General features: G+C 40.8%; 11 protein-coding genes. All 11 read left to right on the top strand.

Going from position 1 to position 18,145, the window contains the following annotated elements; translation table 11 throughout:
• Positions 1 to 6 precede the first annotated feature (6 nt).
• The 11 genes from I6J03_RS16330 to I6J03_RS16380 are packed head-to-tail and all read left to right on the top strand — an operon-like array spanning position 7 to position 17,965.
• Positions 7 to 1,542: a RagB/SusD family nutrient uptake outer membrane protein gene (locus I6J03_RS16330; protein ID WP_232279627.1), complete on the top strand. Its 1,536-nt coding sequence runs from the start codon at positions 7 to 9 to the stop codon at positions 1,540 to 1,542.
• Between the two features lie 11 nt (positions 1,543 to 1,553).
• A complete protein-coding gene (locus I6J03_RS16335) occupies positions 1,554 to 2,210 on the top strand; it encodes a fasciclin domain-containing protein (protein WP_003004131.1) in 657 nt (218 codons plus the stop codon).
• Between the two features lie 7 nt (positions 2,211 to 2,217).
• Positions 2,218 to 3,216 carry a DUF5007 domain-containing protein gene (locus I6J03_RS16340; protein WP_003004128.1) on the top strand — a complete coding sequence of 333 codons (999 nt, stop codon included), beginning with the start codon at positions 2,218 to 2,220 and terminating at the stop codon, positions 3,214 to 3,216.
• A gap of 17 nt (positions 3,217 to 3,233) precedes the next feature.
• Positions 3,234 to 6,404, top strand: a complete 3,171-nt coding sequence (locus I6J03_RS16345; RefSeq protein ID WP_232279626.1) for a SusC/RagA family TonB-linked outer membrane protein — start codon at positions 3,234 to 3,236, stop codon at positions 6,402 to 6,404.
• Positions 6,405 to 6,423: 19 nt separating this feature from the next.
• Positions 6,424 to 8,010: a RagB/SusD family nutrient uptake outer membrane protein gene (locus I6J03_RS16350; protein ID WP_232279625.1), complete on the top strand. Its 1,587-nt coding sequence runs from the start codon at positions 6,424 to 6,426 to the stop codon at positions 8,008 to 8,010.
• Between the two features lie 11 nt (positions 8,011 to 8,021).
• Entirely contained in the window at positions 8,022 to 8,747 is a 726-nt protein-coding gene (locus I6J03_RS16355) for a fasciclin domain-containing protein (RefSeq protein WP_003001396.1), read from the top strand.
• A gap of 8 nt (positions 8,748 to 8,755) precedes the next feature.
• On the top strand, positions 8,756 to 10,369 hold the full coding sequence (locus tag I6J03_RS16360) for a DUF5008 domain-containing protein (RefSeq protein WP_003004121.1): 1,614 nt from the start codon (positions 8,756 to 8,758) through the stop codon (positions 10,367 to 10,369).
• Between the two features lie 24 nt (positions 10,370 to 10,393).
• Positions 10,394 to 12,184, top strand: coding sequence for a LamG-like jellyroll fold domain-containing protein (locus I6J03_RS16365; RefSeq protein ID WP_003004118.1), 1,791 nt, complete (start codon positions 10,394 to 10,396; stop codon positions 12,182 to 12,184).
• A 10-nt stretch (positions 12,185 to 12,194) separates the two neighbouring features.
• Positions 12,195 to 14,192 (top strand): M60 family metallopeptidase, encoded by a 1,998-nt coding sequence (locus tag I6J03_RS16370; protein ID WP_003004115.1) that lies wholly within the window; start codon positions 12,195 to 12,197, stop codon positions 14,190 to 14,192.
• Between the two features lie 14 nt (positions 14,193 to 14,206).
• Complete coding sequence (locus tag I6J03_RS16375; protein WP_003004112.1) at positions 14,207 to 15,934, top strand: alkaline phosphatase family protein; 1,728 nt, start codon at positions 14,207 to 14,209, stop codon at positions 15,932 to 15,934.
• A gap of 54 nt (positions 15,935 to 15,988) precedes the next feature.
• A complete protein-coding gene (locus tag I6J03_RS16380; protein WP_003004109.1) occupies positions 15,989 to 17,965 on the top strand; it encodes an NHL repeat-containing protein in 1,977 nt (658 codons plus the stop codon).
• Positions 17,966 to 18,145 lie beyond the last annotated feature (180 nt).

Here is an 18,145-nt window from a genome sequence, read left to right on the forward strand (position 1 = left end):
AGAAAAATGAAAATTAAATATTCTAACAAGCGTTTTCTGACCACAATAATGATGGGAGCAGTGATGACCATTGTAAGTGTCAGCTGTAATAAAATGCTGGATATCGAGTCTCAACATATTGTTGATGAAGAGAATAAGTGGAAAGATATTAACGATGCACGCGGTTCGATGCTGGGTGTGTATGGTTTGCTGCGTAGTGCTTTGGCGGAGAACAATTCACAGTGGATGTATGGTGAGCTGAGAAATGGAGATTTTACCTCATTAGGCAAACGCGATCTGCAGGTGATCATTAACGGTGAGCTGAACTCATCTTATGCTTTAGTTCAGAAACTGAGTAACTGGCGTAAATTTTATGCCGTCATCAACGCTGCCAATCTGTTTATAGAAAAATCTCCTGAGATCGTTAACAACGATAAGCAGTATACAGCCTTGAATAATAGAATAGATGTTGCACAGATGCGTGTTATCAAAGGATTCTGTTATTACCTGCTGGCACGTACCTGGGGTGATGTGCCGATCTGGGACAAATCTTATGAAGGCAGTTTTCCAAAGGTGAAACAATCCACAGAGAAAGAAGTATTAGCGTATGCAGAGAAAGAGTTGAAAGCTGCTGCAGAAATTCTTCCATTTCAATATGGTTCGCGATTCGATGAAATCTATCCTACCGAAAAGTACATGGGATTCGATCAGACAAAATGGAATGGGGTATTATTTAACAGGATTTCTGCTAATGCTATTCTGGCACACGTGGCTGCCTGGAGTGGCAATTATCTGGAAGCTTCGGTATATGCAGATTATGTGTTGAAAAATGCAAATAAGGCTGGCGCAGCTTATGTAGAATCTTCTTTTTTGAGTTCAGAAAAAGGATTTTTCAGCAACTCTAATTCTTCTCAATTGGTCGCTCTTCCTTTTTCATGGACGGCAAGCGAGGCTTCATTTGAAGGTCATCTGGAACAGCTTACACTGGCGGCTCCATTAGTATCTAAACCTGTAGCTGATATTTATATACCTGCAGACCAGATCATTCAGATTTTCCATGAAGCAGGAGATGTACGTTTCAGTATCAATAGTGCTGGTGCTGTACAGACCACTTACTTTACTGATTTTGGTGGAGTCAGACCTATATTCAGTAAAATCAAAGTGATCCGTGAAGGAGTTTCCGGAACAGACGGTTCGCTGCCTTTATTCAGTTCGGCTATCGTATTTACACGTATGGAAGAGATTGCCTTGCTGCGTGCTGAAGCTTTAGCTGTATTGGGGCAACGTGAACTGGCTAAAAACATATTGGATCAGATAAGAAAAAGCCGTGGTCTTTCGGAGTCTTCTTCTGCTACGGATCTCATAGATGAAATCTTTGCTGAACGTCGTCGTGAACTATTGGGCGAGGGATGGAGATGGTACGATCTGGTTCGCTACAAAAAGATCAAAAGAAATGATGCAGCCTTCAATATCCTTATCGATCAAAAAGGAATTTTCTGGCCGGTTGCATCTGAAGTATTATCAAATAATTCTGAATTAGTACAAAATCCTTATTGGAAATAACCTCCTGAATTATGAAACAACAATCTATACTATTCGTCATTATGCTACTTGTCACTGCCTCCTTATTGAGTTGTGCCAAGACTGATGGTTATTATGACTATGAAAATAAGGAGAATATCTTCACAGGAAATACGATTGAATATTTTCAGTCTAAACCTCAGGTATATGATTCCTTATTGACTGTGCTGAATAAATTTCCGGCATTAAGAGATTCCATTGCAACGACGGCAACAACCATTTTTGCGCCAACCAATTCTTCTTTTCATTCTGCTATCACCAATCTTAATTTGGTTCGGAAAACACAAAATAAACCTTTGTTGTATATCCGCGATCTGGATCCTGTACAGTTAGATACTCTGATCAGCAAGTACATCTCCAAAGATCTGGTAACTACAGATTCTATGCTTTTTGTAGACGGACTTTTTATCAATGCCCGGTATAATCAGGATATGCATGCCCAGAGGCTCAAACAAGAGTCTTCAGGATTTGTAGGAGGTGGATTGGTGACTGTGTATTACAGCGATACCAAAGGTTCAAATTTTCAGAGCCAGTGGACACGCACAACAACACAAGCTGTAAATATCAAGACTTCAAACGGAGTGGTACATATCCTGAATAACGGACATGAGTTTGGTTTTGGTGAATTCCTGACACGCTTTAATAAGTAATCAAATTATGAAGAGAATATATATCAATTCCATTGCAATAGTCATTTTATCTGCTATTGTATGTATTGGATGTAAGAAAAATTTTCCTGAAGATCTGGATGCTTTCAGTCTGGACATGAATTTTACGAGTTCCGAATATAAACCAGTATTGGGCAGAACAACTTATTTTTCGGGCAATTTTAATCCTGGACAGACTACACTGCCCCTTACATTCCGGATTTCTGCTGTACGTACACATGAAGGTAAAGCTGCTCCGGAATTACAAAAGTTATTTCCGGTCTCTGTATGGAAAGATCGCTATACAGGGGAGGAAACATCTCTGGAGCAAATCAATGCTAAACGTGAAACGGTAATGCGTCCGCTATGGGAAATCGGAGAACACTCCGGTAATTTTATTATGCATTCTTACGCTAATTCGAATATCCTGAAAACATTTCCGGACTCAGGTTACCTGTTTGATGTAGAGGTAAGCAGCAACGGTGGAAAGCGGTTTTTCAGAGATATGAAATTAATGCCTGAAAAGGAACGTTCTTATGAGCCTTATAGTGATAACGGATCTGTATCTCCTATGTTTATGATCGGTGTGAGAGGTGACTCTACCCGTACATTGATGGCAGGTTCGGATATCAAAGTCTGGTTTAACAAAGTAGGCGAAGGAAATTCACTGACCTTTAAATTTCTCGATCCGGATCTTAAACCAATTAAGCTTTCCAAATTTAATACAACGAAGTGGGAGGATTTGGTACATGGTTTCAATATGACATTTGCATCAGATTCATCTTCTGTGCGCTATGATGTTGCCTACCCGATTCCTCTGGTTCCGACGATCAAGACTAAGTATAACAACGGTGCCCTTGCACAATGTATGTTCAGTTATAACAGAACAGCCTTTGGCGGAATGCGTGAAATATCAATTATCGGGATGAACTATACTATACTGGAAAAAGGAGATTGGGAAATGATTTATTATTTCTCCAATGAGGCTCCATTATTTGATAACGATTAACAGCCATGCATATAATTATGAAAAGATTTATACTATTAAGTTTGATTTTAATGTTATCCGGGCTGGTGTATGGACAACAGACAATATCAGTTTCGGGATTTGTCCAGGATCAGAGTTCACGTATCGGGATGGGAGATGTGACTATACGTTCTACCAAATTGAAGCGTGCGCTGGGATCTACGGATAGAAAGGGACTTTTTAAAATTCAGGCGCCTGTAGATGATATTTTGATTTTTACCAGTACAGGTTTCAAAACTGTCACTGAAAATCTTGCCGGAAAGAAGGCTTTTGTCTTTACTATTTATATGGAAAAGCAAGAGAATGAATTGGATGAAGTAGTGGTTCAGGGTTATCAGCAGCGTAAGCGTGAAACACTTACAGGTGCATCGGTGACTATATCCGGAAAAGATCTGCAGGATAATCCTGTTTCCAACGTAACAGAACTACTTCAGGGTAAGGTCGCGGGTATGAACGTACAGATGACGACCGGACAGCCGGGAGTCAGAGCTTCTGTACTGATACGTGGTCTGAATAGCATTTCATCTACAGGAACAGGTTCGGATGCGTTTCTTACACCTACTTCTCCGCTTTATATCGTGGATGGTGTGCCTGTAGATGATAACACTGATTTTCAGTATGGATTCAACAGCGGAGGTACTGGTATCAGTCCGATTTCGTTGATTCCGCCTGAAGATATCGAATCGATGGATATTTTGAAAGATGCTGCAGCTACAGCGCTGTACGGTTCCAGAGGTGCATATGGTGTTATCCGTATTACAACCAAAAGAGGACGCTCGAAGATTCCGATTATTCAATATACAACAAACCAGTTTTTCAGTGTTCCTCCGCAGTTAAGATCTGTATTAGGAGGTAAGGATGAACGACTGATCCGTATCAATCAGGTTTTGGAAAATGACGTGGATTATTATACCGGAAGGGATAAAATCTACGATAATCAGATTCTTTCGGATAGTTTGAACCCGTATTTCAATAACTCGACTAACTGGCAGAAAGTGTTTTACAAGCCTACTTATAACCAGACGCATAATGTGAATGCTTCGGGAGGTGATGAAAACTTCAACTACAAGATCAACGGTCAGTATTACAATGAAAAGGGTATTATTCAGAATACAGGATTCAGTCGCTATACTTTAAGTATGAACTCCGAGTACAGACAATCTGATCGTTTCAGACTCTTTGTAAATATGTCCGGTAATATCGGAGAACAACAGACCGGAAGTGGAAACTCTGTGACACAAGGTGGTGTGGCGAAGGCTTCTTCGGCTTCTTCATTGCTGCCTGCGCCTAGTTCTTCTATTGTAGGAGGAGGGTTGGTATCTGCACTGGAAGGACGAAATGATAACAGGACTACAGATGTCAAAGCCAATGTGGATCTGGAATATGAAGTTTTCAAAGGCATGAGAGCTAAGAACTCTTTCAGTTATAACTATATCACGTATCGTACGGATAATTTTACGCCTGCCATTGCTAATAATAATATCTCTCAGAATTATAACTACGATGCGCAGCGCAACTCGATGTATAATCTCTTTCAGTTGTCTTACCTGAAGGCTTTCGGTGCAGAAGAGAAACACCTGATCAATACCTATGTCTTTAATGAGTTGAATCTTAACAGCTTCAAAGCTAAGGCGCAGCGGAAATCCGGGTATCCTAACGATCAGCTGGAAGGACCTTTTGGATTTGATGCCGGCAGCGCTGTGGGTGGCGTACTGAATAATCTTGCAGATGTTCGCTCGGCGGGTTTTGCAGGTGCATTCAGTTATCAGTATGATTCCAAATATATTATTGACTTTACCTACCGTCTGGATAAATCTTCTTCTGTAGGTCCGGATGTGCCATGGGTCAAAAATCCATCGATCTCTGCACGCTGGAATATGGCGAAGGAATCTTTCATGGATGTTTTTACAGATAAGTGGTTAGATTACCTTTCATTCAGAGGAGGATGGGGTAAGAATATTACACCTACAGGAACTGTATTTGATGCAAACGGAAGGTATATTTTCACAGGAGCTTTCAATAATAATCCTACTATCGGTTTCAACTGGAATCAGATGCCTAATAGTAAATTAGTTCCTTCGACAACTACATCTTCAAGTTTGGCGATAGAAGCGGGTTTTCTGAAAAACAGAATCACGACAATCCAGGAGTTTTACTACAAACAGGTAGACGATCAGTTATGGTCCAGGAATCTGGCCGATCATAATGGTTTTACATCTTTGCAATCGAATGAAGTCAGCTTTGTAAACTATGGATATGAGTTCACATTTATGTTCAGACCTTTGTCAAATCAAAGTAAAGTGAACTGGAGTATCAGTCTGAATGGAGCGATCAATAATGAAATATTGACGCGTCTGCCTGATAACAGCCGTGAGTATCTGAAATATGATGCGAATAATAAACTTCATACGCTTTACCGTCTTGGTCGCAATACGATGTCGCATGTATTGTTTGATTACCGTGGAACATTTGCTACAGATGCCGCTGTACCGGTCAATCCGGCTACGGGTGAACCTTACAAAATGATCAAAGACGGAGCTGTTTATTATTTCCAGGCCGGAGATCCGTACTGGACGGATCTTAACGGTGATTATATTCTGGATGAGAATGATCTGGTGACGGTAGGAAATTCACAACCAAAGGTCATCGGAGGTTTGTCCACATTTGCACAGTATAAAGGAATCAGCTTGTCTATCAATACCTCTTTTACATTAAAGCGTGATATCATAAATGAAGCTCTGGCTAATCAGATGAACTCTTATGGTAACCCATTGATGGGAGGTACAAATGGTATTGAAAAATCAACTTTACTGCCTCTTGAAAAATATAATTTCTGGCTTAATAACGGCGATATAAGTGCTTATCCGAATCCTTATGGATTTACCCGTCAGGGCATTATCACTCCGTTTCGTGCCAATCAGACCTTGTTTATGGAGGACGGATCTTACTGGAAGATCAACAGTGTGACACTTTCCTATACGTTCCCGAGAGAAAAAACACAACGTTATAAGATATCCTCTCTGCGGGTGTACGGAACAGCAAATAACGTATACACTTTTAGTAATTATTCAGGTCCCAATCCGGAGAACGTGACGGATATGGGCTATGACAGAACAGATGGGTACCCGAATAAAAGAACATATACGCTGGGATTAAATGTACAGTTTTAAGATGAAAAATTTGTCAAAGATGAAAGGGAAAAGAATTGCTAAATATATGGTTATCGTAGCGGTAACAATAAGCTTTTTGGGATGTAAAAAATTCCTCAACGTCGAACCGATCGACAGTCTTTCCGGAAATAATTTCTGGAAAGATCAGAATGATGCGGAGACGTTTACGAGAGAGGTATACCGTCTGTTCCGTGTAGGGGTAGGGATAGACCGTCCTTTGGTACTGATGGGCGATCTGCGTAATGCTCCCGTACTGAAGACAGAAACATTTCCAAACAGAAATGATATCCGTATCATTTCCAGAGGAAGTATTAAAGAATTGGTGAGTACAATCCGCCCTACACCGGGTACCGACGCCGAGCGTTTCTGGACTTATAATGTAGAGTGGGATAAGATCGCAGACTGGAAACCGGTTTATAAAGTAATACAATCAGCCAATATCCTGTACACTTTAGTGCCCAAAGTAGCGGAGAATGATCCTTCTTTCACGCCTGCACAAGTCCGTAAATATCAGGCTGAAGCTGTTTTTATGCGCAGTATGTCATACTTCGTTTTGCTGAGATTGTTCGGAAATGTACCTTACTATACGGATGCATACAATCAAGATCCCCTGCCACGTATGGATCACAGAGAAGTAGCCAGAAAATGTATTGAGGATCTGGAAAAAGTAAAAGACGATCTTCCATGGACATACGACGATCCGGCCAATCGCGGGGTAAGAGCTATGAAAGGATCCGCATTGACGTTGATGATGCACCTGAATATGTGGTTAGCCTGGTTCGATAAACCTAATGCGAATCAATATTATGCTCAGGTAGACCGTTTAGGCGATGAATTGAGACTGGAGAATAATGGTGCATATGAATTGCTTCCAATCGAACGGGTGGCTGAGATTTTCAATGGTCGCTCCAAAGAAGGGTTATTTGAAATTCCGAATAACGTAAACTATGGTGAATCGTATGGTAGCCTTCGTAAGACCTATTTCGCACATGTACTTCATGCTCCTTATTTCATTCTGAATGCAACGACTACTGACAAGAGTGAACTGGCATACGAATCTTCATATATGAAGACTTTATATCCTGAAGGAGAATCAGACGGAAGGATACAGAGTTGGTTTACAGATAAACAGGGTAATAATTTTATGTTTTCCGGCAATGGTAATTTTACCTTTTTCAAATTCTTCAATTTAGCCCTCGGATCAGGTAATACCGCACAGTCTATTGGTAACTATCAGGTGATGTTTCGCTATGCAGACGCTATCCTGTTACAGGCTGAGGCGCTGGCTGCCATGGGCGGAAATGATGATAAGGCCACTATGCTGCTCAATCTGATTCGTTCCCGTGCTAAAGCAGGTCTTTATCCGGAAGCCAATAACTATGACAACAAACTGCAGGATGCTATTTATTGGGAGAGATGTAAGGAATTAATGGGAGAGGGACATTACTATTATGATCTGGTACGCACAGGCAAACTGTATGACGCTGCTTATTCGTGGCATCCGATGGCTTACTCGGCATATCTGCAGGAAGCCTGGACCTGGCCTATCGATCCTAAAGCATTGGAAAACAATCCTTTTATGACACTAAATGAATACTGGAAATAAGAGAAAGAGATATGAAAAATTTACTATACATACTAACCGCACTGCTTGTATTAGCATCTTGTAATAAAGACGATTATTTTTCGGATTCGGGGGTACATGATCCTAAGTTCAATGGAAATATGATGCAATATCTGGATTCAAAAGGTCAAAAACCACAGGATCCTTTTGATACGCTGACCCAAATCATCCGCTATGCCGGAATGGAAGATAATTTTAAAAATGACAGGCTGACCTTTTTCGCTCCTCCCGATCCAACGATCCGCAAGGCACTGAACTACCTGAATGTGGTTCTTTATTTAGGCGGACAGGATACGATCAAGAGCTATCAGGAAGTGAAACCGGCGGTCTGGAAATCTATCTTATCTGAATATATGATTAAAGGGGATTTTGGATTGAATGATTTTCGTCAGGTAGATACTACTGCATTGTATGCTTTCAGCGGGCAGATCTTCGAAACATATAATGAAACTCAGCCGATCAATGTGGGTGCGGTCTATCATGATCTCAATAATAATGGAGTTGTGATCAAATATGCCGGACCTAGACAAATTTTACTTTCGTATGTGCCGGATTATTCCAGACCGACATCTTCCTGGGTCAATACTTTTGTGGCTTCTTCTAATATCCAGCCGACTAACGGAAGAGTTCATGTATTGAATTACAACAGACATGTATTTGGGTTTTTATATAACCGGTTTGCCAATCTGGCAATCGAATATGGTATTGATTATAAATAAGATCTGATATGAAAAAGAATTATACAGTTTACTCCTTTATTATCTTGTTCGCGTTAGCGCTGCTAGCCTCCTGTACGGACAAAATAACATATGGACCAGATCCTTATGCCGGTGGGGCAGAACCTTTGGGTATCGGATTCAGAGAGGCATTGCCCTCACCTTCACAAGCCAGACCCGGTACAGATGTTACCTTTAAAATAGATGGTTTGCTGAAATATAAACCTGAAGATATTCAGTTATTTATGAATAATATTCCGGCTCGTATTGTCAATATTACAGATACTTCCGTGACTTCTACCGTTCCGGTCAATGCCAGTACAGGTGGTGTACGCGTAGTCGTAAACGGACAGATTTTTGCCGGACCATTATTACCAATTATTGGTAAAGCAGGTATTGACCTGACATTCAGATCCGGAACAGGTACGCTTGGACCTGTTTTTTCGATCAAGCAACTCAGCAACGGACAGATTTATATAGGAGGTAATTTTACCGATTACAACGGTTTTTCTTCTTCTACCAAAATTGGGGGTATAGCACGTTTGTCGAATTCAGGCGATTTTGTAAAAGGCATGAAATTCGGTGAAGGGGTAAAGGGATCCATATTGTCAATCAATGAACTGGCTAACGGCTCCCTGTTGATCTCGGGTGCATTCACCAATTTTGATACCATCAATCTGGTGAGAAATATTACACGTATCACAAATACCGGAGCATTAGATGTTGCAAGTGTGCCTATTCTGAATCTGACATCTGATCCGAAAAAGAGCAATCTTATCGCACCGACATTTAATGGCGGAACAGACCTTTCTGTTGTGAAGACTTTTGTTCAGAATAATAAAGTAACGGCTATCGGCAATTTCCAGTCTTATGCCAACAATTATTATACACGTTCCACATTTGATAATATTCTGACAGATTATTTCTCTACAAAGCAAGTTGTGCGTATGGATATGAATGGTGTGCTGGACTCTAATTATTACATGAATAAAACTACGCTTCCGATTAAGGGACTGGCGGGGGTTAATGGTAATATTAATGATGGTTATCTGCAGAAAGACGGCAAGCTGGTATTGGTAGGATCTTTTACCAATTTCAATGCAACTCAAAGTGCAGGCAGGATTGTCAGGCTGGATGTCAATGGTAATTATGATCCGAGTTTTTCTGCCGGTTCAGGTGCGGATGACAGGATTATGAAGATATTCTATTCAGCTACTACTAATAAATATATCGTGGTAGGCAGCTTCAATACGTTCAATGGTGTACCGTCAAATGGTATTGCAGTGTTGAATGTTGACGGAAGTGTTGATCCTTCTTTCAAAAGCTATGGCTTTGCAGGTGGTAAACCAAACTATGTCACGCAACTTTCGAATGGACTTATCCTTGTCTCGGGAACATTTACAAAATACAATGATGTGATCCGGGAAGGTCTGCTGATCCTTAATCCTGACGGTACGCTTGCTGCTGATTATAATAACACAGGCAAGCTTGTTGGTAGTATCTATGATTCTCTGGAAGGAACCAATTCTCTGGGGCAGCGAACGATCACGCTAGTGGGAAGTATCAGTTCCTTCAACGGACAGCTTAATGTCGGAAATATTGTACGTATGACGATTGTTGATTAACAGGTGTATTAAAGAGATTTAGAAATGAAAAATAGCAATACAATTTCGATCAGGAAATATAGCCGTCAACTGCTGCTGTTGACTACAGCTGTATGGGGGCTGCTATCCTGTAATAAGGATTTTGAAAATAAAATTCAATTTGGCGATGATGAGCCTAACCTTAATATAAAGGGATCTCAGTTTCGGATGGCTTATATTATTGTAGAAGGAGCGGTAGGTTCAGTGGTCGGTAATCAGGCTACGGACTATGGGGTGATGCCCAATTTGTCTGAGATGACTTTTAATGCCATGTTTAGCTGGAACTCGGTAAGTGCGGCCTCTCCAAACGATGGCACAACATATGCCGATCTGTTGACTGGTGTCGAAAAAGATAAACATAAAATAACCAGTACCAATCTTTCCGGTAATAATCTGGCAAAATATCCAAGTCTTTTTACGCGGATCAAGCAATATACCAAGTTGCGTACAGCTCTTGTAACCAGTAATAATACGGTAGAAGGGATTGTGAATCCTGCAGATATTGATCAGAATGTAAAAGTCAATACGGATACAGAAGTACTGACAGGAGCGCAGACCGAACTGAATCATGCAGATGCAGGTCTGGTGGTGGCTACGTTTAAAGATGTAAAAGCTGCCGGAGATGCTTATGGATACGGTCCTGATTCGGAGCGTTATCTACAGGCATTGCATCAGTTTGATCAGCGATTAGGCGAGCTGATGAAAACGATTAAGTCAAGACCGAATTACAAAGATGAAAAATGGTTAGTCATCGTCGCATCGAACAACGGCGGATCTTATACCCTGAAACCGGGGCTGGATGACGGAAGTGTCTTTTCAAAAACAGATCGCAATAATTTTGTCCTGATGTATAATAATCAGTTTGCTTACAAACTGGTGGAGCGTATTGAAACAACAGATCCGGCCTGGAGCTCTTCTGCGGTTCGCTACACAGGTAATTCGGGTTTTGCAGCCATAGCTCCGTCCGATGCTAAACTTTATGATCTGGGTACAGGAGCAGATGCTGGTAATTATACCATACAGATAAAACTAAAAGTACATGAGATGAATGGCAAAGGGGGGAAGACCGGAAGTGCACTAAATGGTGTTATCGTAGGAAAGATGAACAGCGCTCAGAATTTTCCGGTGGGTTGGAGTATTACCTATAACGGAGGTAACGGATGGCGATTTATATCGAACAGCAGTTCATCTTCCAATTATGCATTTGATAGTGCTCCATTTGAATTGGATACATGGTACACGCTGACAGCCAAGATCTATAAAGACGGTACCAATCGTGTCGTCAAGTTATTCAGAGACGGCGTATTGAAGCAGACACTTACCAATTTTGCTGCCCGTAACCTTTCTTCTCCGGATATCCCATTACAGTTAGGATATCAAAAAGGGTCTTATGGCGACAATTCAGGATTTGTTCATTCTATAGCAGATGTCCGGATTTACAATGCGGCATTACCGGATAATTATATTGCTGCAAATGCATGTACTACACTTTCTACGCCTCAAAAAGATAGCTATTATGCTAATCTGATCGGATATTGGCCAGCCAATGACGAAGGTACACAGATTAAAGACCTAAGCCCATACAAGAGAAATTTTGTACTCAACGGATCTTTTGTGTGGAACAGTTTTTCAGAACGTGCCGGCAATTTATGTCCTACCGTTCCGGATAATCTGGAAAGATATGTTATCCGTACAGTAGATGCACCCCTGATGATGTATAGTTGGTTAGGGATATTAGAAGTATCTCAGTTCGATCTGGATGCACAGAGTTGGTCTCCAATATTTTCAAACAAATAATTATTGAACGATGAAAAAGCAATTGTTTTACGGTTTTTCATTCTTATATATACTGGCTTCTTTAGCTTCATGCTCTAAAGACTACGGGTATAATTTTGAAAACGGATATTCTTCCGGTGAATATGAAGATACAGTAAATGTGAATATAGACACCAATCGGTTTAAGATCGATTATTCTAAAATAACACAAGCCCGACTGTTTCCAGGTGTGGTCGCAACCACAGAACCGAGATTAGAAAACTATAAGGTCAGTATCGATCTGAATTATGTAGAAGTATCTCCTTCCGATCTGCGGATCAGTGTAGCTCCCGGAGCATGGCAGAGTACAAGTATGTTTGCTCCTGCGGGCGAACTGATTGTGATCGATGTACCCCAGGGTGTATACGGTCTTAAAGCGCAGGTCGGTCCCCATGTGTATACAGGAAGTACGAAAATCGAGTTTCCGCGCAGAGATGAAAAAATTGTAGTGAGCAAGGATCTTTTCCCGGGCAAAAACTATATCCGTAATCTATACGGTGGACTTGTATATATTATTCCTGAGCGTCCTTTGGGCAGAGTTGTAGATCTTCTTTTCTCCGGGACAACACTTGCGCCAAGTTTCAAATTAGGCAAAATGACCGATCAGCAATGGAAAGACCTTGTTAATAAATCTTCAGTTCCATGGTTTGAACTGGAAGGTAACCGGATTGTATTTACACTGCAGACAGAGCGTCTCAAAAGATTTCCGATCAACAGTCCTACAGAGTTGATGGAACTTTGGGATAAAATGATCAAAGAAGCCTATTGGGACTGGACAGGTATGACTGAGGGAAATCCTGATGTGAAGCATCGTGCACCATTCAATAAGTGGCGTATTGTACATGATGTGCTGTTTGAGCCGGGAGTAGCACAAGTATCCGGATATCCGGTACGTGCAGGAGCCAATGATCAGTATTTTGGCCAGGCCGTGACTATAAATTCGGTTCGTACGCAAAACTGGGGAACGTATCATGAGCTTGGACACAATATGCAACAGGGTAGAGTATGGAGCTTTGACGGAAACGGAGAGGTGACAAACAACTTATTCAGCTTTAAAGTAGCCATGATAAACGGCCGTCAACATACGAAGATAGCGGAAGTATGGCCTACAGGACTGGAATGGATTAATTATGTGCCTAAAGATGCTGCAGATGCTAATCGTAAGATTTGGGCTAATATGCCGACTTTATCAAAAAATCATAATGATGCCAAACTGATCATGTATGCACAGATCTTCGAAAAATACGGATACGGGTTTATGACTTATCTCTATACCCGTGCACGTAATGCCAGATTTGAATCGGCCAATGATCAATCCAAGATTGACTTCTTCTACGAAGCATTGTGTGAATATACAAAAGTGGATATGGAACCTTTCTTATGGATAGGGTGGGGCATAAAAGTAAGTGATGTTTCCCGTAATTACGTTAAGTTTCAATTGGGGCTTCCGTTACTGAACAAGAAATTCTGGCTTTTTAATCCAGTAACAAGAAGCGGGGGCGAAGATCCTTATTATGATGTTATTGAAGTTGCAAAAACCGGATGGACAGCGACTGCTTCAAATTATAATCCGTCGTATGAGCCTAAAAATATGATAGATGGCAATCTGACGACCTTTTGGAATTCGTGTTGGAATACCACCTGTACGCCAGCAAACAGTTTTGTTGCGAATGGTCCTTGGGTGATTAATCTACAGACAGGAGCTAATGCAATCAGTGCAAGTGGTATTAGTTTTACGCAGCGTCAGGTTGCAAATTCCACGAATCATGTCAAAAATTTCAAACTGGAAGTGAGTGATGATAATGTATCATGGCGTTCATTGGGAACCATCACCGTTACACGTGATCTTCCAACGCAATATGTGTATTTCAATAATGGTCAGACCGCTGAAACATTCAAGTATGCAAGACTTACAGTCAATAAGTCTGACTTGTATGTGACCACAGACTTTCCGGTGATAGCTGAGTTAGGATTTTACAACAATAGATAAGAAAGGGGATAATTATGAAAAGTAATAGAATAACAAAATTCCTGTTGATGTTGATGCTTTTGGTAGCAGGTCTGACATCTTGTAAGAAGTATTTTGATCCTCCTTTGGTATTTGAGAAGGAAGTCGTCACACCGTTCGTGAAAGAAAGAAAAGTCTTGATGATCGTTGTTGACGGATTGTCTGGTATTGAACTGAAAAAAGACGTTCCGACCAACATCAAGGCTTTATTACCCAATAGTAAATATTCCTTCAATGCACTGGCGGATGCCAATACCGGTGATGCTTCTACCTGGACGACTATCGTGAGTGGAGTAGGGCATAATAAGCATGGTATCGAAGGGGATGATTTTGATGAGGAATTTGATGAAGATGATCCGCATGGTACGAACAACCCGCAGAGCGGAACAGGTTTCGTTACGTTTTTTCAGCGTATACTGGAATCCGGCAAAACAATGAAATCTTATGCTGTAACTCCCAATGCTTTAATTTCAAAGAATCTCTTTGGATTAGCTGATGGGAATGTATTGGTCAGTTCGGATGCAGCAGCAAAGGACAGCATTCTTTCCAAACTTGGCCGTAACGAGACGGATCTGGGTGTGGCAGTTGTCAACTTCAGAGGTGTAAATGAAGCGGGTGTAAAGAGTTCCTTTTCAATGTCAAGTGCTATGTATAAAGATGCGGTAACTGTAGCTGACGGATACATTGGTGAGATCCTGACAGGTCTAAAAAAGCGTAAAGATTATGCAAAGGAAGACTGGCTGGTGATTATCACCTCTAATCATGGAGGTAGCGGTAATACCTATGGTGGTGCATCTCTGGAAGAACGTAAAGTGCCTGTTATCTATTATTCTCCAAATATTGTGGGGAAAGAATTCGAAATACCGGATCTTAAAAACTCATTAACCGTAAATGCTATTAATGCCTTCAACCCGACAATCCTTAATGCAAATGCAGGTCAGTTCAATGTAGGGAGTACAGGTGATTATACCATCATGTGTAAGGTTAAAGTAATTACAAAATCCGGAACCAATTCGGTTATTGTGGGTAAAACCACACATGCTTACAGTGCGACCAGAGGCTGGCATCTGATGATTGCTTCCTCAGAGAATAAATTCAGAGCCATACTGGGAGACGGTACCTTATATTTTGTCTATTCTCCGAAAACATTTGTAATCGGACAGTGGCATACCATAGCCATTAAAGTGTATACTGAAAATGGTAAAAGATATGGTCGGGTGTATCAGGATGGTGAACCGGGAGCGGCTGTAGATGTGACAGGTAAAAACATTACCGGTACAGGTGACTTTTTCGTCGGGCCAGGTAAAAGTGGAGTGGCATATGGTGCCTCCAGCAACCTTGTAAATAATCTTGCATATTATAATGTGAATCTTCCGGATCAGTATATCAAGGATTTTGCATGTAAGCAGGAGCTGGATGCTACAGACACGTATTGGAATCAATTGCTTGGATACTGGCCGATGGGTGAAGGATCCGGAAGTGTACTTAAAAACAGAAAAGACGATTCCGGGAAAACTGACTTCTTGTTTCCGGGGTCACCTTTCGCATGGAACCTTGCACAATCCTGGTCTTGCAGTACAGAAGAAAACCCGAATATATACCTTACTTATGATAAAGATCTGATGAGTAATATCCTGTACTGGCTGAAAATACCAATCGTGGCTTCCTGGAATCTGGAAGGAACACCATGGTTGCAAAAGTATGAAACAGAATTTATCAAGTAATTAATCCGGGGATTGGTCTAGTTTATAATATAACGACACTATTATTAACCTAATATGAAGAGAAGAATATATATATGGATGATACTTTTTACAGGCGTGAGTCTCGTTGCCTGTAAAAAGAATGATTTATGGAATCAGTCTGCTGAAGTAGATCGTGGAAGGATCGTGGGTCAACTGATCAATACGGAGGATAATAATCCGTTGAAGGGTGTAAAAGTCTTGTTTCAGCGTCAGACCAGAGCAAATGGCACCCAAACATTTATTGATACGGTCAGTACAGACAGTGAAGGTAGATTTTCATATGAGATAACGTATCCGAATAAAGTACAGGTAGTGATCCGCGATACAGGAAGATATGCCGCCGATACAGTACAGGTTGTCCTGGAAGAGAAGAAGGATTATACCATCGGTCTTAAAAGTCATCCACGGTTCGGATTGTCTGCTATAACGACTACGCTCACAGATAAAGATACAAAAGCACCTTATGCAAATTATAAGGTTGTTCTTTTTGTTAAAGAAAGTGCTACCGAGTCATACTCAGCAGCAGATACATTGGTAACGGATATCAATGGCCGCGTACAATTTAAGGATATAGCATTTCCGGTTTATTACAAAGTCAAATCTGTAGCTAATGAAAATCTTTATACACTGGATTCTCTGGAAGGAAGAATAGTTACAAAAGATCCGTTGAATCTAAATCTGGCTAATGCCAAGAGAGCTCTTAATTACTATTTCAACAGTAAGAATTTCTATTCTTTAAAAGCAGATCAGGATGCCAGGATCCGTATACAACTGAAAAAAGCAAATGGAAATTATGAAGATGCTAAGGATTATTCTTTCGATAGTGAAGGTACCGTTGTCATCCAGTTTAATGCTGAATATCTGGGTGGAGCAGCGCGTGTAGTTGCTGTAAATCCTTCTGAATACCCGCTATTCGGGGAAAAGATATTTCCTATTACAGAAAACACCATTAACAATCATACGGAGTTAGAGTTTAAAAATGCAACTCCAAAATATGCAACACCTGTCTATACCAACCTGGAAGTTTCTGAGCTCAATACCGGGTCTGTAACTTTTGGATTTCCGCAGGATGCCGTTTTTGATCCTGTCAGTGGAAATACATATATCACTGATGGTGCGGTGACCAGTGGAAATAAGATTGTTAAAATTGACAGGTTTGGTACAGCCTCTGTGTTGATCGGTTCAGGTGGAGCCGGCTATGTTGACGGCAGTCTGGCTGATGCGAAGACAAACGGAGCATGGGGTGTGGTAGTGGACAACAAAGGAGATTTGTATTTTACCGATAACAATGCGACAGGAGGAAACCGGATCCGTAAAATAACATTCGATGCTTCTGGTAACGGAACCGTAAGTACTATTGCGGGGCAGGCCAGTACCGGTAATGCCGATGGAATAGGTGCTGCAGCTTCGTTTAACAGACCTTCAGGGCTTGCAATCGATAAGAATAATAATATATTGTATGTCTCGGAGTGGATAGGCAACAGAATACGAAGAATCGATCTGTCTACTAATCGTGTAGAATTACTTGCCGGAAGTGCAACAGCACAAAGTGGAGATGTGGAAGGTATAGGTAGTGTTGCCAGATTCAATCAATTAGGAAATGCACTTGAACTGTCACCTGATGGTAAGAAACTATTTGTATCCGGCAATTCAAGTCGGTTTGGAGTAATCGATATTCCAACAAAAAGCTATAAATTTTATACCACTAATGCTGTAGGCAGCGGATACCGCTCCCGGGGAATGGACATTGCTCCAAATGGTGATCTGTTTATTTACAGTCCGAGTACATTCAGGCTTTATAAAACAGATGTCAATCAACCGGTAGGAACAGCCGTATTAAAAGAAATTGCAGGAACTGTTTCAGGACGTGTTAACGGACCTGCAGCCTCAGCTAGTTTTAACGGTGTATTGGGTATTATGTTCAATCCGTATACGAATACCTGGTATCTGATGGAAGGAGATGCGTCTGGAACTAAAGTCAGAGTCATTAAATCCAAAGATGTCCAATAATCCTGTAGTCTATAAATAATAAAAAAAGTTCCGGATGATCTCCGGAACTTTTTTATAATCATTGCTTATGTGTATAACTTAATATATATAGTTAACAAAGTTTTGGAATTATAATGTATTATATATTGTATCTCAGGTTGTTTTTTTTGATTACAGTTGCACAATTTAAAATAACTGGTA

Source organism: Sphingobacterium spiritivorum, from assembly GCF_016724845.1.
GTDB lineage: Bacteria > Bacteroidota > Bacteroidia > Sphingobacteriales > Sphingobacteriaceae > Sphingobacterium > Sphingobacterium spiritivorum_A.